Genomic DNA, 19,382 nt, shown 5'->3' with positions numbered 1-19,382 from the left:
ACAAAAAGGGATTTGTGATAAACACAAATCCCTTTTTACTTTATTTTTAAATTTCTATTGTTATACAAAAATATCTGATGACAGATAACGATCTCCTCGATCACAAATAATTGCCACAATGATTCCTTCATCTAATGTTTCTGCTAGTTTTAATGCAGAAGCTACTGCACCTCCACTACTCATTCCAGAAAAAATACCTTCTTCTTGTGCTAAACGAACAGCCATTTTTTTAGCTTCCTCTTGACTAACTTCAAGAACTTGATCTATTTTTTCTCTTTTAAAAATTGCTGGCAAATATTCTTCAGGCCATTTTCGTATTCCAGGAATTCTTGCTCCTTCTTTAGGCTGAACTCCAACTATAGTAATATCTTTATTTTGTTCTTTCAAATAATCTGATACTCCTGTTATAGTTCCTGTAGTTCCCATAGCAGACACAAAATGGGTAACCTTACCTTCCGTATCTCTCCAAATTTCTGGTCCGGTAGTACTGTAATGTGCTTTTGGATTATCTAAATTATCAAACTGATTTAATCTAAAATATCCTTTTTTATATTTTAATTCTAAAGCATGATCTATAGCTCCTTCCATTCCTACTTCAGAAGGTGTTAAAATTACTTCAGCACCATAAGCTCTCATAGTTTTCACACGTTCTATAGTAGCGTGCTCTGGCATTACTAACACCATATTTAAACCCAATACTTTCGCCATTAAAGCTAAGGCAATACCTGTATTACCGCTAGTAGCCTCTACTAAAGTATCCCCTTTTTTGATGTTATTTTTCTTTAAAGCTTCTGAAATCATGTAGTAAGCAGCTCTATCTTTTACACTACCTCCTGGATTATGTCCTTCTAACTTTAAAAATAAACGAACATTTTCTTTATTAATAATATTTGTAGCTTCTACTAAAGGTGTATTCCCTACAAAATGTGTGATATTCTTTGAATTCATATACTTTTATATCTTAAGTATAAATACTGTTTTGCGATTTATAAATTACGGTTGAATTAGGATCTATAGACTTTGTTATACAAACATTAGCTCCAATAGTACTGTTTGCGCCTACAGTTATATTTCCTAAAATAGTGGCATTAGCATAAATTGTTACATTACTTTCTATAGTTGGATGTCTTTTTACTTCAGCCAATTCTTTCTTTACTTGTATTCCTCCTAGAGTTACTCCTTGATAAATACTTACATGATCTTCTATAACTGTGGTTTCTCCAATTACAACTCCTGTGGCATGGTCTATAAAAAATGAATTTCCAATAGTAGCTCCAGGATGAATATCTACTCCTGTAATGCTATGACCATATTCACTCATCATTCTTGGTAAAACCGGTACCTTGATTTTATACAATTCATGACTCAATCTATAGATAGCTATAGCATGAAAACCTGGATACGCTAAATACACTTCTCCTAAACTTTTACATGCAGGATCGGTGTTTTCAAAAGCTTTAGCATCCGAGTCTAATTTTTGTCGAATATCACAAAAAGAAGTTTGATAATACATCCAAATCTCTTCAGCTTTTTCTATTGCTAAACCGTCTAGGATTTTTAAAAACTTTTCTTTTAAGCGATTTGCTTTCTCCTGACAGACATCTTCAAATAATGCATAAAACAGTTGTTTTGTAAAATGTTCTACATCATCTTTAAGTGATAAGTCATAGTTATGAAATTGCATGATAATATTTTATATAAATATAATTAATATTCAGGTGCTAGCTCCACTTCTAATCCTTCTAGAGCTGGTGTAATCCGAATCTGACATCCCAATCTGCTATTATCTTGTACATCGAATGCTTCAGCTAACATCGCATCTTCATCATCAGTCATTTCTGGTAATTGATGATCAGAAACTACATAACATTGACAGGATGCACACATGGCCATTCCTCCACAAACACCAATAGTTCCTTCTGGAGCTAATTCATATGAACGAACTACTTCCATTAGATTCATTGCCATATCTGTCGGGGCAGCTACCTCATGAATTACACCTTCTCTGTCTTTTATTTTAATGTTAACATCTTCTTGCATTATTCGATTGCTTTTACCACTGCCTTAGGCGCTTCTTTTTTAGTTCCATCGAAACCTTGTACACCACCAACTGTAGTATACTTCATCACATATTTTTTATCTGGATGAATTCTCTTGTAAGCACTTTGACACATTAAAGTTGCTTCATGGAAACCACATAAGATTAATTTTAATTTACCTGGATACGTATTTACGTCTCCAATAGCATAAATACCTTCAATATTTGTTTGATAATCTAATGCGTTATTTACCTTAATTGCATTCTTTTCAATCTCTAACCCCCAATTTGCAATTGGTCCTAATTTTGGCGCCAATCCAAATAATGGAATAAAGTGATCTGTATCAATAATAAATGGTTCTTTGTCTTTTTGCTCTACAGCTACACCAGTTACATGTCCCTCTCCTATAATTCCTTTTACTTCTGCTGGTGTAATCAAATTAATCTTTCCTAAGTTCTTTAGTTCTTGTACTTTTTCTACAGAGTCTAAAGCTCCTCTAAATTCATTTCTTCTATGGATTAATGTTACTGATTTAGCTACGTCTGTTAAGAAAATAGACCAATCTAATGCTGAATCTCCACCTCCAGCAATTACTACATTTTTATCTCTGTATAATTCTGGTTCCTTAATTATATATTCAACACCTTTATCTTCATAATCTGTAATATTTGCAATTGGTGGTTTACGAGGTTCAAAACTTCCCAATCCACCCGCAATAGCAACTACTGGTGCTTTATGTTTAGTTCCTTTATTAGTGGTAACAATAAATGTTCCATCGTCTTGCTTCTCTATAATATCTGCACGCTCTCCTAAAGTAAAACCTGGTTCAAATTGTTTAATTTGCTCCATTAATTTTTTAGTTAAATCACCTGCTAAAATCTCTGGATATGCTGGAATATCGTAAATTGGTTTTTTAGGATAAATTTCTGAACATTGTCCTCCTGGTTGTGCCAATGCGTCTATTAAATGACAACGTAACTTTAATAATCCTGCTTCAAATACAGTAAATAATCCTGTTGGTCCTGCTCCAATAATTAATATATCTGTTTCTATCATTTTTACTTTACTTTTCTACTAAATTTTTAGTAAACTCGTTTAATTGTTCTACTTTTTGCTCAAAGTCTCCTTTTAGCGTTTTTCTATATTCATTTAAATTTTTAACTAAATCATCAATTTTTTCTGGAATTACTTCTTCAAAAAACTGGCGTAATCGTTTAGCCGTTGTTGGAGATTTCCCATTGGTTGAAATCGCTATTTTCACATTTCCTTTAGTTACAATTCCGCCCATGTAAAAATCGCAAAAAGGTGGATTATCTGCAACATTAACTAAAGTATTTTGTGCTCTACAATCATGATAAACTTCCATATTTATTTCTGGTTTATCTGTAGTAGCTATAACAATGTATTTTCCTTCTAAATACGATTTACGGTATACATCCTCTATCATGATCACTTCTCCCGTTTTTGCTAAAGCTACAGTGCCTTCTCTGAACATAGGAGAAACTATAGTTACTTTTGCATCTGGACTGGACTTTAATAAAAATGATAATTTTTCCTCAGCTACAAATCCTCCTCCTATAACTAATACCTCTAATTGTTTAGTTTTTAAAAATATAGGGTATAAATTATTTCTTTCTTCACTCATTGTCATACCCTTTAATTAGTACTTCTTTCTGAATTGCATGCAGTTTTTGGCGATGACTTACAACGTCTCCTAAAACTATAATTGCTGGATTACTTAATTGTTTTTCTTCAACAATTTCTTCAATAGTAGTTACCGTTCCGATACCTACTTTTTCTTGAGGAGTTGTTCCTTCTTGAATTATAGCTACAGGTAAATCATGTTTTCCTTCTTGTTGAAATAACGAAACTATTTGTGAAAGTTTACTCATTCCCATTAAAATGACTACAGTAGCATTTGATTTAGCTGCTAACTCCACATCTTCAGAAAGTTTGTGCTTCTTTGTTGTACCTGTAATCACCCAAAAGCTCTCTGTACTTCCACGCTTTGTCAAAGGAATATTTTGATAAGCTGGTACAGCTAAAGATGATGAGATACCTGGCACAACAGCCGCTTCCAATCCATTTTCTGCTGCATATTCCATCTCTTCAGCGCCTCTTCCAAAAATAAATGGGTCTCCTCCTTTTAGACGAACTACATGTCCATGTGATTTTCCACGAGCTACAATGAGTTCATTTATTTGTTCTTGTTGATAACGATAACAACCTCTTCGCTTCCCCACAAAAATTAATTCTGCACTAGGGTTTACATAGTCTAAAAGTTCAGGGTTGACTAAAGCATCATATAATACAACATTTGCTTGCTTTAATACTTTAATTGCTTTTAATGTGATTAAGTCAACATCTCCTGGACCCGCTCCAACTACTGTAAGCTTTGGTGTTATCTCCATAATTTACTTCATTTAACTTTCTACTGCTACTTTTCTAAATGCATCTACTTTATGATAAAAATTCTTTGCCTTTTCAGCATATAATTTAGCAAACTCTTCTGTCGGTTCATTTTGGTTAATTTGATATACTAAATCAGCAAATGAACTTTCTAATTCCACTTTGTTAGTTTCCACGAATACTGTATCAAAATTTTTGATAATACTTGCATGCGTATTCGTTTTACTTCCTTCAGATGTCAATAATGCTTTAGCCGTATTTACAATTGCTGCGTATGAATGGTAAATACTATCTGACCATTTTTCTTCTTGAATAGCTTCAATAGCATTCTCTATTTTTTCTTCACTCTCGAATAATAAAGTAGCTATTAAATCTATTACTACACCTGCACACTCTCCTACTCCAATAGCTTTAACATAATTTTTATCTGTACCCCAATCAATGAAATCGTCTGGAGTTAAATTATCGGTACTTGATAAATGCTTCAAGATATCATAAAAATATGTTTTTCCTTGTCTATCATAATATGCTAAGAAATCTTCTTTTTGCTCTTTATTTGATTCAAAATCATTTAATAAAACACGTAAAGCTTCAGGACCTCTCTTGCTAGGCACTTTAATAACTTTATCAGAAAAACGTCCTTCTCCATTTCCTAAAACTCCACCTCCTAATAAGATTTGTAGTGCTGGAGCTACTAAGTTTCCTGACTTTACTGACATTCCTTGAAAACCAATATGTGCCATATTATGTTGTCCACAAGCATTCATACAACCACTAATTTTAATAGTGACATCTTTAGTGTGAAGATACTGCGGATATTCCGATTTTAAAACTCTTTCTAATTCTACCGTGATTCCTGTACTACTTGCAATTCCTAAATTACAAGTATCAGTACCTGGACATGCTGTGATATCTGCTAAACTATCGTAACCAACTTCAGCAAATCCTAGTTTTTTTAATTCTGTGTAGAAAAAAGGTAAAAAATCTTCTCTTACATGACGAATTAAGATATTTTGGCGCAAGGTAAATCTTAGTTCATTAGCCCCATATTGTTTTACTAAATCTGCTAATTGTCTTGCTTTATCAGTATAAAAATCACCTAAATATACTTTAATTCCAACAGCAAATAAACCTTCTTGTTTTTGGGCAAGTACATTAGTTGATCTCCATGTTTCATATTCTTGTTGATCCTCAATTTCTACTGTTGGTACTTCTGTAGTTTGAAATGTAATTTCGTTTTCAAAATCAGTTGTATCAATAGGATATGATTGATATGCTAACGCTCTCTTTTCTTTTTCTACTAAAGTTAAGAAACTATCTAATCCAAGGTCTTTTACTAAGAACTTTAGACGAGCTTTTGCTCTTTTTGATCTTTCTCCATAACGATCAAAAACTCTTAATACTCCTTCTATCGTAGGAATTAACAAATCTGTTTCTAAGAATTCATACATTACATCTGCATGTCTAGGTTGAGAACCTAATCCTCCAGCTAATAACACTTTAAATCCACGAATTTCTTTATCTCCTACTTTTTTGATTTTTGGCAAGAATCCTAAGTCATGCATAAAGCTTAAGGCTGTATCATCATCAGTAGCGGAAAAAGACATTTTAAACTTTCTTCCCATTTCTTGGCAAATTGGATTTCTCAAGAAAAACTGAAATGTAGCATGTGCATATGGTGTTACATCAAAAGGTTCTTTCGGATCAATTCCTGCTGTTTCAGAAGCGGTTACATTACGCACTGCATTACCACAAGCTTCCCTTAATGTAATATCATCTTTCTCCAATTGCGACCACAATTCAGGAGTCCTATCTAAACTCACATAGTGAATTTGAATATCCTGCCTTGTAGTAATATGCAATCTTCCTCTAGAGTATTCATCAGACACATCAGATATTCTATGCAATTGTTCACTTGTTACCTTCCCATAAGGTATTTTGATACGAACCATTTGCACTCCAAGTTGACGTTGTCCATATACTCCACGCGCTAAACGTAAGCTACGAAAACGTTCTTCATCTACCTTTCCCTCCTTGAATAGTCTGATTTTTTGTTCTAATTCAAGAATATCTTTCTCTACTAATGGATTTTCTATTTCGCTTCTAAAACTTTGCATGATCTTATTCTTTTTAGTTATGCAAAAACTGTTGCTTATTTAATAATTCTTCCTCGGTTTCTACATGATTTTCATCAGGCACACAACAATCTACAGGACAAACCGCTGCACATTGTGGCTCTTCATGAAAACCTTTACACTCCGTACATTTATCTGGAACTATGAAATAATACTCATCTGATACTGGCTCTTGTTCTTCATCCGCATTAATTTTAGTTCCGTTCCATAACTCTACGTCACCTTCTAATGAAGTACCTTGACTGTATTTCCAATCTTCAGCTCCTTCATATATTGCTGTATTTGGGCACTCTGGTTCACATGCGCCACAATTAATACATTCATCTGTTATGATAATTGCCATAATCCTTTCTTTTTAGTTTATAAAACCTACACCAGAAGTATTGTTGGTTTTTGGATTAATTAATATAAAAGCTCCATTGGCTTTATTTTCTTTATAACTATCTACAAAAAGAGGTTTACTTACTTTTAGCTTTACCTGTCCTATTTCATTCAAAGACAACTGGGTTGGATTATCTGATTTCCCTGAAAAATCGGTATTAATCAAAGTATCCAAACTCATTATTTTAGCTTGTGCTTCATTGATTCCATGTTTGATATAGTATTTTTCTGAAGCTTGTAATGGTGTACTATCCATCCAACAAATAGTAGCCTCTAATTGCTTTACAATTCTTGGTTCTTCACCAGTTTTCACTAACATATCTCCTCTGCTCACATTTACATCATCTTCTAGTGTTATGTTAATTGAGCTTCCTTTTTTTGCTTCATCAAACTGTTGATCGAAAAATTGAATGCTTTTTACTGTTGATTGTGTCTCTGAAGGCAATACTGTAACTTTATCTCCTACGGCTAAATCTCCTCCGTATAGTTTTCCTGCATAACCTCTATAATCATGATACTCCTCAGTTTTAGGTCGGATCACATTCTGTACAGGAAAACGCATTTTAGATTCATTATTTTCTTCTTCTACTTGTAAACCTTCTAAATATTCTAACAAACTTGCTCCTTTATACCAAGAAATATTATTTGATTTTTCTACTACATTATCTCCATGTAATGCTGAGATAGGTATAAAAGTTAAGTTTTGATTTTTATAATTACTCTTTTGAGATAAATATTCAATTTCACCTTTGATTTCATTAAATTTCTCTTCAGAATAGTCTACCAAATCCATTTTATTTACAGCTACTACAACATCTTTTACTTGTAATAAATTATTGATAAAAAAGTGTCTATACGTTTGCTCTACTACACCATTTCTAGCATCAATTAATATGATTGATGCCTGAGAATTTGATGCTCCAGTAACCATATTTCTAGTATATTCTACATGACCTGGCGCATCTGCAATAATGAAACTTGTTTTAGGTGTAGAAAAATAAATATGTGCAACATCTATAGTTATTCCTTGCTCTCTTTCGGCAACTAAACCGTCTGTTGCTAATGAGAAATCTAAGTAATCAAATCCACGTTGTCTACTTTTTTCTTCAATTGCTTGTAATTTATCTTCTGTTAATGAATTTGTGTCGTATAAAATTCGTCCTATTAAAGTGCTCTTTCCATCATCTACACTTCCTGCTGTTGCTATTTTTAGTACGTTCATTTTGTATCTATTCGGAGCCTTCGGTCATAAGTTCTTTTCAATCCCTATAAAGCTAATCCCACGACCTTTGGCTCCTTGATTTTGTTGTCTAACTTTTTTTAAAAATATCCTTGTTGTTTTCTTTTTTCCATGGCCGCTTCAGATCTTTTATCATCTATTCTAGCGCCTCTTTCGGAAATTTTTGATGCTCTAATTTCTTCTACTACTGCATCTATGTTAGAAGCACTCGATATTACAGCTGCTGTACAGCTCATATCTCCAACAGTTCTAAAACGCACCATTCTTTCTTCTACTTCTTCATCTTCCTCTCTGTACACAACTTCATCATTTACAGACCAAATCAAACCGTCTCTTAAGAAGGTATCTCTTTGATGTGCAAAATAGATTGATGGAATCTCAATTGTTTCCTTTTGAATATAAGACCACACATCTAATTCTGTCCAATTTGAAATTGGAAATACACGAACATTTTGTCCTAAATCTATTCGTCCATTTAGCATGTCAAATAATTCTGGACGTTGATTCTTTTCATCCCACTGACCAAAATCATCTCTTACAGAAAAAATTCTTTCTTTAGCTCTTGCTTTTTCTTCGTCTCTTCTTGCTCCTCCTATACAAGCATCAAAACCAAATTCTTCAATAGCATCTAATAAGGTTTCTGTCTGTAAAATATTCCTACTGGCATACTTCCCTGTTTCTTCTTTTACTTTTCCTGCATCTATATTGTCTTGTACATTGCGAACAATCAATTCAACTCCTAATTCTTCAACCAAACGATCTCTAAACTCAATAGTTTCAGGAAAGTTGTGTCCTGTATCTATATGCATTAAAGGGAAAGGAATTTTTGCTGGATAAAATGCTTTTTGCGCTAATCTTACCAGCGTTATACTATCTTTTCCTCCAGAGAATAACAACACAGGTTTTTCAAACTGTGCAACTACTTCTCGAATGATATAAATTGCTTCACTTTCTAATGCTCCTACTCTTATTACATTTGTGTTCATAACGCTGTTTTTTAAATATGCAAACCACATTCTCTATTACTTTCTACCTTGGTTGGATCGAAATATTTGAATTCATTTGGTATATTGAACTCTTCTAAATATGCATCTAATTCTTCATCTGAAAAATTGTAAAAAGGACTCACTTTAATTACTCCATCTTTGCTTACAGAAACTACATCAATACTATCTCTAAACGCAGTTTGTCCTTTTCTTAAGTTTGTAAACCATACATCTGGTTTATGCTCATTCATTGCTCTTTTGAATGGTTCCAGTTTTACTTGTTCTGTAAAAATTGTGTGATTAGGGTCATCTATACTTGGTAATCCTAACACTATATTTCTGTGTGCAACTGTTTGCTTAGGCACATACAATTGAACGTTTAATTGAAGTGTTGCGATTAATTCTTCAGCATGCCTGTAGGTCTGTGGTGTATTATACCCGGTATCACACCATACAACAGGAATATCTTCATTTGATGTAACCACTAAATGTAAAATAGCTCCTTCATACGGTCTAAAATTTGTAGTTATTACTGGATTTTTAGCTACCGACAATGCCCACTCAACAATCTCCTTTGGAGACTTGCTTTTAAGCTGATTATTAATCTCTTCTATGTTATTTATTTCTAAACTCATTTTTTACCCCATTTAATGGTATTCCAAATTCTTTCGTGACAAAAATATAATAACATTTTGGTAATTAGTTCAATTGCTCCAATAGATAATGCCGTATTTATTTTGCCTGTAATGATCCAAGAAATCACCACTGTATCTATAGTTCCAACTATTCTCCAACTTACCGATTTCACCACACTTCTAATAGGTTTTTCGGAATATTTATCTTCTTTATAATTTGTTTTTCTTTCTAATATTTGTTCTGCAATCATTTCAAAACACATTTACCCTATCGGAATAGTAGGATTATGTAACAAATATACATATCATATCTTTAAATCAAAGAAAAAATTAGAAAATTAACATTACTATAATATAATTAAACTAAATCGGCTAAAGTTGTGTTACGTAAAACATGTAATGTATTGTCTCTAACTTGAATCATTAGCTTATGAACCGCACAGGTTTCTTCATCTGGACAATCACTACACTTCTCATAAAAATTTAGACTAACACAAGGTACCATAGCTATTGGGCCTTCTAAGGTTCGGATTACTTCTGTCATTTTCACTTGAGCTGCTTCTTTTATCAAGTAATAACCTCCTCCTTTGCCTTTTTTTGCGCCTAATACTCCTGCTTTTTTTAAGGTAAGTAGTATGCTTTCTAAAAATTTATGCGAAATATTTTCTTCCTTAGATATGGTTGCTATTTGCACTTTTACTTCTTTATCTTGTTTTGCAATAAAAGTAAGTGCTTTAATTCCGTATTTAGTTTTCTTTGAAAGCATACCACAAAAATACACTTTCTTTATTATAAACTAACTTTCTAATGCTTGGTTTAAATCGTTAATAACATCTTCTACATATTCTAACCCTATCGAACATCGTACTAATCCATCAGTAATTCCAACTTCTAACCTGTCAGATTCACTTAACTTACTGTGTGTTGTTGAAGCTGGATGCGTTACTATAGTTCTGGAGTCACCTAAGTTTGCTGATAAAGAGCACAACTTAATTGCATTTAAGAATTTTCTTCCTGCTTCTATACCTCCTTTAATTTCAAAAGCTACAATATTTCCTCCTAAGCGCATTTGTTTTTTAGCTACTTCATATTGTGGATGTGAAGGCAAAAATGGATATTTAACAAAATTCACCTTATCATGATCTTCTAAAAATTGAGCTACTTTTAAAGCATTTTCACAATGTCTATCTGCCCTAACCGCTAATGTTTCCAAACTTTTAGACAACACCCATGCATTAAATGGCGACATTGCTGGTCCTGTGTTTCTAGAGAACAGATAAATTTCTCTTATCAGTTCTGCTTTACCTACGGTTACTCCTCCTAACACTCTACCTTGGCCGTCTATTAATTTTGTAGCTGAATGAATCACTAAATCTGCTCCAAACTTAATTGGATTTTGTAAATAAGGTGTTGCAAAACAGTTATCCACCACAAATAATAAATTGTGTTTTTTCGCTATATCCGATAATGCCTCTAAATCTAAAACATCTACAGCTGGATTTGTTGGTGATTCTGCATATAAAATTTTAGTGTTTGGTTGAATTAATGCTTCTACTTTATCTATCTCGTTTACCTTAAAATAACTAGTTTCAATATTCCATTTAGGCAAATACTTCGTAAATAAACTATGCGTAGATCCAAACACTGAACGCGAAGAAACTATATGATCGCCCGCATTTAATAAAGCGGCAAATGTTGAAAATACTGCTGACATTCCAGTTGCAAAGGCATAACCTGCTTCAGCATCTTCCATAGCTACTATCTTATCCACAAACTCTGTAGTATTAGGATTAGAAAATCTACTGTATAAGTTTCTCGCTTTTTCTTCAGCAAAAGAAGCTCTCATATCTTCTGCATCATCAAAAACAAAGCTCGAAGTTAAATATAGAGGGGTAGAATGTTCAGAAAACTGTGTTCTTTCTGTTTGGATTCTTACTGCTTTGGTTTCAAAATTCTTACTCATATTTCCTCTTTATTTAAAACGATTTTATAATTGATTTTTGCTGTTTGTTCTATAATCTTTGCTACCGAACAATATTTTTCTAAAGCTAGATTTGTCGCTTTTTTAACTTTAGTACTACTAATTTCTCCATCGAAAGTATAAGTAATTGTAATCTCTTCAAAAATAGATGGAATTTCATCTTCCTTTCTAGATGCATCAATTGAAACATTATAATCAAAATCGAAAACCTTTTGTTTGTTTAAAATCTTAACTACATCTATACTGCTACAACTAGCTAAACTTACCAACATCAATTCCATAGGGCGAATTGCATTTACTGAGGTGTGATCTGGAGTTTGCCCAACCAATAGCGAGTAACCCGTTTGGTTTTTGGCTTCAAAAATTAAGTGTTTATTATAATTAGATAATTGAATGTTCATTATTTCTTTATTTTTTTGTTAATCGTAAAATATCTCCAAAAACTCCCCTTGCTGTTACTTCAGCTCCTGCCCCAGCTCCTTGAATTACTATAGGTTGATCTCCATAAGATTCTGTATAAATTTCAAAAATTGCATCTGAACCTTTTAGGCCTCCTAAAGGTGTATTTTTAGGTATAGAAACTAACTTTACATCTAATTCTCCTTTGGATTGTTGTAGATCTCCATGTAAATCCCCGATGTAGCGCAATACATGATTTTCTTTTTGATTTTTTTTCAGATTTTCATAGTATGGATCAAGTAGTTCCATATTCTCAATGAAATCATATACGCTTCCTTCTCTCAGCTCTCTAGGAATCAAGTTCTCAATAGCAATATCTTTAAACTCATTTTCCAAATCAAGTTCTCTTGCTAAAATCAATAACTTTCTACCTACATCATTTCCACATAGGTCTTCTCTTGGATCTGGCTCTGTATAACCATTTTTAATTGCTTCTTTTAAAATTGAAGAAAAAGAGAGATTTTCTTTAGAAAAAGTATTGAAAATAAAACTCAAAGATCCTGAAAATACACCTCGAATTCTTGTAATGTTTTCTCCAGAATCGTGTAATAATTTAATTGTATCGATTAAAGGTAAGCCCGCTCCAACATTAGTTTCGTATAAATATGTTTTTTTATGTTCCTCTAATACAGATCGTAATTCTTTGTAGAAATTATGAGATACTGTATTTGCTATTTTATTTGAAGAGACTAAATCGAATCCAGCTTCAACTAAAGGAATATAATTCTTTATAAAATTAGCATCAGCAGTATTATCTACAGCAATTAAATTTTCTAGATGGTGTTTTTTCGCAAATTCTGTTATCAATTGTATTTCATTGCTCACTGTACTTTTATCGAGTCTATCTTCCCAATCATCATCTACACCTTTGGCATTTAATAATACGTTCTGAGAATTCGCTACAGCAAAAATATTTAACTGTACTTTTCTTCTTTCTAAAATATTAGCGGAACTCTTAATGATTTGGTTAATTAAAGTTCCCCCTACTAAGCCTTTTCCAAAAATGGCGATATTAATCTTTTTAGCAACTCCAAATATTTGTCCGTGGATTACATTTACAGCTTTGTGTAATTCTTCTTTTTTAACCACTAAACTTACATTCTTCCCTGTAATTGTATTGTTGAATAATAACGGTACAATTTGATTTTGAATCAATGCATTATAAGGCAAATGGAATTCACTCAAATCCTGCCCTATAATAGAAATCACTGCAATATTATTCACTACAGTTATTAAATCAACATCATTGGTTTTTAGATCCTGCTGAAACTCTCGCTCTAACGTTTTTATCGCTAGTTCTGCTTTATCTCTATCTACCACTAATCCAATTCCTCTTTCTGAAGAGCCTTGAGAAATAATACTTACGCTCACATCTTGATTTCCTAAAGCTCTAAAAATACGCGCATCTATACCTGCCTTACCCAATAGACCTCTTCCTTCAAAATTGATTAACGAAACATCTTCTAATACTGAAATGGATTTTATGCCTTTGGAATTACATTTAGATGTGATTAAAGTACCTTCATCTTCAGGGTTAAATGTATTTAAAATCCTAAGGTTAATATTTTTTTCTATTAACGGTATAATGGTTTTGGCATGTAAAATATTAGCTCCAAAATTTGCCAATTCGTTAGCTTCAGAAAATGATAATTGTTCTATTTTCTTCGCTTCTACCACTAAATCAGGATTGGCTGTAAATATTCCGTTTACATGTGTGTAGTTTTGCAATTCCTCAGCATCTAAATAATTTGCTAACAATGCTGCGGTATAATTACTTCCATTTCTACCTAAAGTTGTTGTTTCATTTTTTAGGTTTGAAGCGATAAAACCAGAAACCACATTTACTGTTGATCCATTGTGTTTTTTGAAATGATCCAATACGTTTTGTTTTGATACCGTTTCAATAGGCTTGGCATTACCAAAACTTTCATCAGTTTTTAATAAAGATCTTGCATCGGTTGCATACGCATTAATTCCTCGTTGTTGTAATAATTCTGTTACCGTTTTAATGGCAATCAATTCTCCCTGAGCTAAAACTTCATCTTTAATCTTAGTACTAAAATCTCCTAGTAGATGAACTCCTTCAAATAGATTTTCTAGCTTTTGGAATTCACTAGAGAAATCAATCAATGGAGTGATTTTAGTTTGTTCATATTTAAAGGCTTCTAATTGCTCTTGATAACTTTCATTTTTAGACGCCTTTTCTAAAATTTCTTGAAGATTATCTGTAGCATTTCCTCTTGCTGATACCACTATAGCTAATCTATCATCGTTTTTAACTTTAGTTTCAATGATATCAACTACATGAGTAATTCCATCATTTGATAAGGATTTTCCTCCAAACTTCAACACTTTAAATTTCTTATTGCTATGTTGTTGCTTGAATATTGGGTTGAAAATTTTTTCTAACTGTTCATATTCTATTAAAAATGCATCATGACCATGTAATGAATTGATTTCATTATAGGTAACGTTAGGATGTAATTGTGCTAACTTTTTATGTGTTTCTCTATTTTCTTCTGCTGTAAAAAACAAGTCTGAATCAACTCCAATAATGTGAATATTAGCTTCAATATTTTTTAATAAATCTTCACTTTGTTGACCTGTAGTAATATCTATTGTCTTCAACAATTGATTCATTAATTTATAAGATGCTAACTGATATCTTTCTTGTAACTTTTTACCATGATGTAATAACCAGCTTTCTACATTAAATAATTCTGATTCTTCATTTTTACTTCGATGAAATCTCTCTTTAAAAGACTCTGGAGTTCTGTAGCATAACATTGCATGCATACGAGCATCATGAACTGGATTATTTGAATTTATTAAAAACAATTCTTGAATCTGACAGTTTGCTATTAACCAGTCCGTAGATTTCCAGTCCGTTGCAATAGGAATTAGGTGCACTGTTATTTTTGGATTTATAACTGCCATTTCCCATGCAATTCCTCCTCCTAACGAGCCTCCTATTAATGCAAACAATTGCTCTACACGAAGCTCTTGTAATCCAAGTAAAAATATTTTAGCTATATCTCTAGCTACAAAACTTTTATAATCATCTATTAAAAAATCATCATAACCATTACCTGGAATATTGAAACATAAAATAGTATACTTATCTGTATTTATCACTTTTTCGGTTCCAATAATATCATTCCACCACCCATTATTTCCAGCGACATTACTATTCCCTGTCAGCGCATGATTAATTAATACTACAGGAGCAGTACCCAATTCTTTTCCAAATAATTGATAACTTAACTTAATAGTTGAGAACTGAACACTACTTTCTGTAGTAAAATTATTAATTGTTATATGATTTAAATCTTTAGTAAAACTCACGATATATTTTCTATGTTCAACTATTTTTTAGGACGCGTATTCAGCGATAGTAGCAAATGCTTCTTTTAAATCTGTCTTAAGATCTTCAATATCTTCTAAGCCAACTGATAAACGAATTAAATCTTTAGTAACTCCCGTACTTTTTTGATCTTCATCACTCAATTGCTGATGTGTAGTACTTGCTGGGTGAATAATTAAGGATTTGGTGTCTCCAATATTTGCCAGCAGTGAAAACAATTTTGTATTATCTGCAATTGCTTTTGCTGCATCAAATCCACCTTTAGCTCCAAAAGTAACTATACCACTTTGTCCTTTAGGTAAGTATTTATCTGCTAAAGATTTGTACTTGCTACTTTCTAACCCTGGATAGTTTACCCAAGCCACTTCATCTTGTTGTTCTAACCATTTTGCTAATGCTAATGCATTTTCACTATGTCTTTTAATTCTAACATTTAATGTTTCTAGACCTTGAATAATTTGAAATGCATTGGTAGGACTTAAAGCTCCTCCTAAATCTCTTAAGCCTTCTAAAATTAACTTAAACGTGTAAGATGCCGCTCCTAAAGCTTCGTGATATACTAATCCGTGGTATCCTGCAGAAGGTTCTGTAAATTCTGGGAATTTTCCATTAGCCCAATCAAATGTACCTGCATCAATAATTACTCCTCCTAATGAATTTCCTTGCCCTCCAATATATTTTGTAAGTGAATGGATAACAATGTTTGCTCCATATTCAATTGGGTTTAATAAGGCAGGTGTAGCCACTGTATTATCTACAATGAATGGAACTTTTGCCGCTTTTGCATGATTTGAAATTTCTTTTAGATCTAAAACATCTAACTTTGGATTACCTAATGATTCTGCGAAAAATGCTCTTGTATTTTCTTGAACTGCATTTGCAAAACTTTGTGGATTTGAAGCGTCAACAAATGTGGTTGTAATACCAAAACGAGGCAGTGTTACATTTAATAAATTATAGGTCCCTCCATACAAGCTACTAGAAGCTACAATATGGTCTCCTGCTTTTAATAATGTTAATAATCCTGTAGAAATTGCTGCTGATCCTGAAGCAAAAACTACTGCTCCAATTCCTCCTTCTAGAGCGGCTAAACGTTCTTGTAGAATTTGATTTGTTGGATTATTTAATCGCGTATAAATAAAACCTAGCTCTTGTAATGAAAATAGATTTGCTGCATGATCTGAATCATTAAATACATAAGAGGTTGTTTGATAAATTGGTACAGCTCTTGTTCCTGATGTTGATTTTACATCATGTCCTGCATGTAATGCATTAGTTGCGAATTTTTGTGTGCTCATTTTTCTAGTTTTTGAGTTAATAAAAAATTAATTCAAAAGCCAAACTGCATCTTGTTTGATGCTGCCTATAGAAAAATGTTATTAAGAAATTGTAAAAGTTTTTGTAGTAATTTAAAAACTTCTTTTCGTTATCTATCCTAAAAATTGGGTAGAATTTAGCACCTTCTTTATAGATACTGAATAGATTTCAGCATAAATAAAGGGTTGCTAAGGCTTCATAGGGTCTATTCCCTCCACCTTTCTTGATAACATTAATTCAATAAGTGTCTGAACTTCTTGTCTGCAAATATTCAGTTATAAAAATTTAAATTCCAAATTTTTAAGCATTTTTTTACAAAATTATTTTTCCAATTACTTGAATTTAAACTTCATTTCTACAGGTAAATGATCTGATGCTTGCCCAAATTCATTGAGAACATCTCCTGAAATATATTCGATATTTTCTTCAGTATAAAAGATATAATCCAGCCTTATATGTGGATTCTTACTGTCGTAAGTATTCTTGAGATTTTCTTTTGAAAATGCAGTACAACCTATATTTTGCATCTTTAAAATCTGACTGATTGCTGCATCTTTAAACAAAGGATCACTATTGAAGTCTCCAAGTAAAATAGTAGGATTTGTTTCTGTATACATTCTTAATAATTCCACTACTTTTTTCAGTTGTTGTACTCTTATTTGTTTATCAAATGCTTCCAGATGCACATTTAGTACCATTAATTCCTTACCTTCAATCATCACTTTTGCTACTTGAAGCAATCGATCTAAATAAAAAGCCTTTCTATAAAATGGTGTGTTTTTAACGCTATCTAATACTATTCTTTTATGATCCTTGATTGGAAATTTACTGACAATTGACTGGCCTGAAACTACTTTCCCAAAATGAGATGAAAATGGCCAATATGGAAAGGGGATATACTTTTTATCCCAGTTTACAGCTCTAGCCACATAATTATATCCCAACTTAGCGATTTCTTTTTCTTGATCAACTTTATAAGAACGACTTGAATTATAATCTATTTCTTGAAAAGCGATAATATCAGGGTTTAACCTTTTAAATGCTGTTGTTACTTTGTCTAAATTATCTTCAAATAATACTTTAGGCTTTTCTTGAGATGTATTATTTGTCATACCACTTAAATAGCCAATATTATAGGTTACGATACTAAAAACTGAATCATTTTTAGTTTCCACATTAAATTCATGTTTAGAAAGTGTGGTATAAGACTCTTCCGTTAACGAGGGGCTAGATCCCCAAAAATAGAAAACGGTTAACAAAAGAAACAAAAACAATATTACTTTAAATATAAGTTGTAAAAACTTCCTCATATATACCAGGCTTTTAAAAAGAGATAAGACAACTAAAATACATTTTTAATAAAAAAAAACACATTACAATTAAACCTTTTCTTTTTTGCATAGTCCTATAAGTATAATTTTTAAAATATAAAGGATATGAAAAAAATATTGTCTGTACTATTAACCTTTGGCTTTATAGCATTAGGTTTTTCACAAAAGAAAGAACGAGAAAGTGAATTTTCAACTACACAAAAAACAGAATTAGCTTTAAAAAAGATGACTTTACATTTAGATTTAACGGAAAGTCAACAACAAAAAATTCGTCCTTTATTATCAGAAAAAATTTTGGATAGAGAAGCGTTCAAAAAAGAGAGAAAAGAAAATAAGGACAAAAAATTAAGTACTGAAGAGCGTTTTGAAAGAAAGATGGCTCATTTAGATAAGCAAATTGCATTTAAAACGGATATGAGAGCCATTTTAGATGATAAACAATATGAAAAGTTTGAAAAGCATGTAGCTAGAAAAGCACATAAAAGAAAAAAGAAATTAGAAAAGAAAATGAGAGCTCATAAAAGAGCATAGTAGTTTTTAGTAATTGGTTTTTTAGAGAAGCTCGGTTCTTAACGGAACCGAGTTTTATTTTTCATTTTTAAACCAACTCGCATACTTAACATAGTTATTGGCTATTCTATCTACCTCTCCAGAAGTTAATTCTGGTGAAATATCTTTTACTTTTTTTGCTGGAACACCTGCATAAATACTTCCACTTTCTACTTTGGTATTTTTAGTTACCACTGCTCCTGCTGCAATTATTGTATTACTCTCTACTATACAATCATCCATAATAATACTACCCATACCCACCAAAACATTATCATGAATAGTACAGCCATGAACTATAGCATTATGACCAATAGACACATTATTACCAATAGTCGTTGGTGATTTTTCATATGTAGCATGGATTATAGCTCCATCTTGGATGTTAACTTTGTTTCCTATTCTTATATAGTGTACGTCTCCTCTAATTACCGCATTAAACCACACACTACATGCTGTCCCCAAACTAACTTCTCCTACAATAGTTGCATTTTCTGCAATAAAACAATCTTCTGGAATTTGAGGTTTCTTACCCCTTACCTCTTTAATTATTGGC

20 protein-coding genes and 1 riboswitch are annotated in these 19,382 nt (G+C 32.2%); of the genes, 1 reads left to right on the top strand and 19 read right to left on the bottom strand.

Annotated features, from left to right (window positions below; translation table 11 throughout):
- Positions 1-60: 60 nt before the first annotated feature.
- The 18 genes from cysM to BVC87_RS20720 all read right to left on the bottom strand — a co-directional run bounded on the left by cysM (position 61) and on the right by BVC87_RS20720 (position 18,256).
- Entirely contained in the window at positions 61-948 is an 888-nt protein-coding gene (gene cysM / locus BVC87_RS20805; protein WP_075344332.1) for a cysteine synthase CysM, read from the bottom strand.
- 13 nt (positions 949-961) lie between these two features.
- Positions 962-1,684 (bottom strand): serine O-acetyltransferase EpsC, encoded by a 723-nt coding sequence (epsC, locus tag BVC87_RS20800; RefSeq protein WP_075344331.1) that lies wholly within the window; start codon positions 1,682-1,684, stop codon positions 962-964.
- A 23-nt stretch (positions 1,685-1,707) separates the two neighbouring features.
- A complete protein-coding gene (locus BVC87_RS20795; RefSeq protein WP_075344330.1) occupies positions 1,708-2,040 on the bottom strand; it encodes a 2Fe-2S iron-sulfur cluster-binding family protein in 333 nt (110 codons plus the stop codon).
- Positions 2,040-3,095: an NAD(P)/FAD-dependent oxidoreductase gene (locus BVC87_RS20790; protein ID WP_075344329.1), complete on the bottom strand. Its 1,056-nt coding sequence runs from the start codon at positions 3,093-3,095 to the stop codon at positions 2,040-2,042. The genes BVC87_RS20795 and BVC87_RS20790 overlap by 1 nt, the downstream gene beginning before the upstream one ends.
- 7 nt (positions 3,096-3,102) lie before the next feature.
- Entirely contained in the window at positions 3,103-3,684 is a 582-nt protein-coding gene (locus BVC87_RS20785; RefSeq protein WP_075344328.1) for a precorrin-2 dehydrogenase/sirohydrochlorin ferrochelatase family protein, read from the bottom strand.
- Positions 3,677-4,450, bottom strand: coding sequence for a uroporphyrinogen-III C-methyltransferase (gene cobA / locus BVC87_RS20780; protein WP_075344327.1), 774 nt, complete (start codon positions 4,448-4,450; stop codon positions 3,677-3,679). The genes BVC87_RS20785 and cobA overlap by 8 nt, the downstream gene beginning before the upstream one ends.
- A gap of 12 nt (positions 4,451-4,462) precedes the next feature.
- Positions 4,463-6,565 carry a HEPN domain-containing protein gene (locus tag BVC87_RS20775; RefSeq protein WP_075344326.1) on the bottom strand — a complete coding sequence of 701 codons (2,103 nt, stop codon included), beginning with the start codon at positions 6,563-6,565 and terminating at the stop codon, positions 4,463-4,465.
- 13 nt (positions 6,566-6,578) lie between these two features.
- Entirely contained in the window at positions 6,579-6,926 is a 348-nt protein-coding gene (locus BVC87_RS20770) for a 4Fe-4S dicluster domain-containing protein (RefSeq protein WP_075344325.1), read from the bottom strand.
- 12 nt (positions 6,927-6,938) lie between these two features.
- Complete coding sequence (locus BVC87_RS20765; protein WP_075344324.1) at positions 6,939-8,186, bottom strand: sulfate adenylyltransferase subunit 1; 1,248 nt, start codon at positions 8,184-8,186, stop codon at positions 6,939-6,941.
- Positions 8,187-8,284: 98 nt separating this feature from the next.
- Complete coding sequence (cysD, locus tag BVC87_RS20760; RefSeq protein ID WP_075344323.1) at positions 8,285-9,220, bottom strand: sulfate adenylyltransferase subunit CysD; 936 nt, start codon at positions 9,218-9,220, stop codon at positions 8,285-8,287.
- Complete coding sequence (locus tag BVC87_RS20755; protein WP_075344322.1) at positions 9,202-9,825, bottom strand: phosphoadenosine phosphosulfate reductase domain-containing protein; 624 nt, start codon at positions 9,823-9,825, stop codon at positions 9,202-9,204. Before BVC87_RS20755 ends, cysD begins: the two co-directional genes overlap by 19 nt.
- A complete protein-coding gene (locus BVC87_RS20750; protein ID WP_075344344.1) occupies positions 9,822-10,076 on the bottom strand; it encodes a DUF2061 domain-containing protein in 255 nt (84 codons plus the stop codon). Before BVC87_RS20750 ends, BVC87_RS20755 begins: the two co-directional genes overlap by 4 nt.
- A gap of 107 nt (positions 10,077-10,183) precedes the next feature.
- A complete protein-coding gene (locus BVC87_RS20745) occupies positions 10,184-10,591 on the bottom strand; it encodes an RrF2 family transcriptional regulator (protein ID WP_075344321.1) in 408 nt (135 codons plus the stop codon).
- Between the two features lie 30 nt (positions 10,592-10,621).
- Positions 10,622-11,788 (bottom strand): trans-sulfuration enzyme family protein, encoded by a 1,167-nt coding sequence (locus BVC87_RS20740; protein ID WP_075344320.1) that lies wholly within the window; start codon positions 11,786-11,788, stop codon positions 10,622-10,624.
- On the bottom strand, positions 11,785-12,207 hold the full coding sequence (locus BVC87_RS20735) for an OsmC family protein (RefSeq protein ID WP_075344319.1): 423 nt from the start codon (positions 12,205-12,207) through the stop codon (positions 11,785-11,787). The genes BVC87_RS20740 and BVC87_RS20735 overlap by 4 nt, the downstream gene beginning before the upstream one ends.
- A gap of 7 nt (positions 12,208-12,214) precedes the next feature.
- Entirely contained in the window at positions 12,215-15,610 is a 3,396-nt protein-coding gene (thrA, locus tag BVC87_RS20730) for a bifunctional aspartate kinase/homoserine dehydrogenase I (protein ID WP_075344318.1), read from the bottom strand.
- Positions 15,611-15,637: 27 nt separating this feature from the next.
- On the bottom strand, positions 15,638-16,927 hold the full coding sequence (locus BVC87_RS20725; protein ID WP_075344317.1) for an O-acetylhomoserine aminocarboxypropyltransferase/cysteine synthase family protein: 1,290 nt from the start codon (positions 16,925-16,927) through the stop codon (positions 15,638-15,640).
- Positions 16,928-17,052: 125 nt separating this feature from the next.
- Positions 17,053-17,179: riboswitch (SAM riboswitch) on the bottom strand.
- Positions 17,180-17,278: 99 nt separating this feature from the next.
- The gene (locus tag BVC87_RS20720; RefSeq protein ID WP_075344316.1) at positions 17,279-18,256 is read right to left on the bottom strand and encodes an endonuclease/exonuclease/phosphatase family protein; all 978 of its coding nucleotides are present in this window, start codon (positions 18,254-18,256) and stop codon (positions 17,279-17,281) included.
- 126 nt (positions 18,257-18,382) lie between these two features.
- Here BVC87_RS20720 and BVC87_RS20715 point away from each other — a divergent pair, with 126 nt between their 5' ends.
- On the top strand, positions 18,383-18,808 hold the full coding sequence (locus BVC87_RS20715; protein WP_075344315.1) for a hypothetical protein: 426 nt from the start codon (positions 18,383-18,385) through the stop codon (positions 18,806-18,808).
- 54 nt (positions 18,809-18,862) lie between these two features.
- Here the strand turns inward: BVC87_RS20715 and BVC87_RS20710 are convergent.
- The coding region (locus BVC87_RS20710) for a gamma carbonic anhydrase family protein (RefSeq protein ID WP_234974704.1) at positions 18,863-19,382 on the bottom strand (520 nt) is incomplete at its 5' end.

Source organism: Tenacibaculum agarivorans (genome assembly GCF_001936575.1).
Classification (GTDB): domain Bacteria; phylum Bacteroidota; class Bacteroidia; order Flavobacteriales; family Flavobacteriaceae; genus Polaribacter; species Polaribacter agarivorans.
Note: the sequence above shows the minus strand (reverse complement) of the source record. Positions and strands in the feature narration are given on the sequence as shown.

Coding starts and splice junctions, on each gene's coding strand:
- cysM (WP_075344332.1), bottom strand. CDS start 948: ATGAATTCAAAGAATATCACACATTTTGTAGGGAATACACCTTTAGTA.
- epsC (WP_075344331.1), bottom strand. CDS start 1,684: ATGCAATTTCATAACTATGACTTATCACTTAAAGATGATGTAGAACAT.
- BVC87_RS20795 (WP_075344330.1), bottom strand. CDS start 2,040: ATGCAAGAAGATGTTAACATTAAAATAAAAGACAGAGAAGGTGTAATT.
- BVC87_RS20790 (WP_075344329.1), bottom strand. CDS start 3,095: ATGATAGAAACAGATATATTAATTATTGGAGCAGGACCAACAGGATTA.
- BVC87_RS20785 (WP_075344328.1), bottom strand. CDS start 3,684: ATGAGTGAAGAAAGAAATAATTTATACCCTATATTTTTAAAAACTAAA.
- cobA (WP_075344327.1), bottom strand. CDS start 4,450: ATGGAGATAACACCAAAGCTTACAGTAGTTGGAGCGGGTCCAGGAGAT.
- BVC87_RS20775 (WP_075344326.1), bottom strand. CDS start 6,565: ATGCAAAGTTTTAGAAGCGAAATAGAAAATCCATTAGTAGAGAAAGAT.
- BVC87_RS20770 (WP_075344325.1), bottom strand. CDS start 6,926: ATGGCAATTATCATAACAGATGAATGTATTAATTGTGGCGCATGTGAA.
- BVC87_RS20765 (WP_075344324.1), bottom strand. CDS start 8,186: ATGAACGTACTAAAAATAGCAACAGCAGGAAGTGTAGATGATGGAAAG.
- cysD (WP_075344323.1), bottom strand. CDS start 9,220: ATGTGGTTTGCATATTTAAAAAACAGCGTTATGAACACAAATGTAATA.
- BVC87_RS20755 (WP_075344322.1), bottom strand. CDS start 9,825: ATGAGTTTAGAAATAAATAACATAGAAGAGATTAATAATCAGCTTAAA.
- BVC87_RS20750 (WP_075344344.1), bottom strand. CDS start 10,076: ATGATTGCAGAACAAATATTAGAAAGAAAAACAAATTATAAAGAAGAT.
- BVC87_RS20745 (WP_075344321.1), bottom strand. CDS start 10,591: ATGCTTTCAAAGAAAACTAAATACGGAATTAAAGCACTTACTTTTATT.
- BVC87_RS20740 (WP_075344320.1), bottom strand. CDS start 11,788: ATGAGTAAGAATTTTGAAACCAAAGCAGTAAGAATCCAAACAGAAAGA.
- BVC87_RS20735 (WP_075344319.1), bottom strand. CDS start 12,207: ATGAACATTCAATTATCTAATTATAATAAACACTTAATTTTTGAAGCC.
- BVC87_RS20725 (WP_075344317.1), bottom strand. CDS start 16,927: ATGAGCACACAAAAATTCGCAACTAATGCATTACATGCAGGACATGAT.
- BVC87_RS20720 (WP_075344316.1), bottom strand. CDS start 18,256: ATGAGGAAGTTTTTACAACTTATATTTAAAGTAATATTGTTTTTGTTT.
- BVC87_RS20715 (WP_075344315.1), top strand. CDS start 18,383: ATGAAAAAAATATTGTCTGTACTATTAACCTTTGGCTTTATAGCATTA.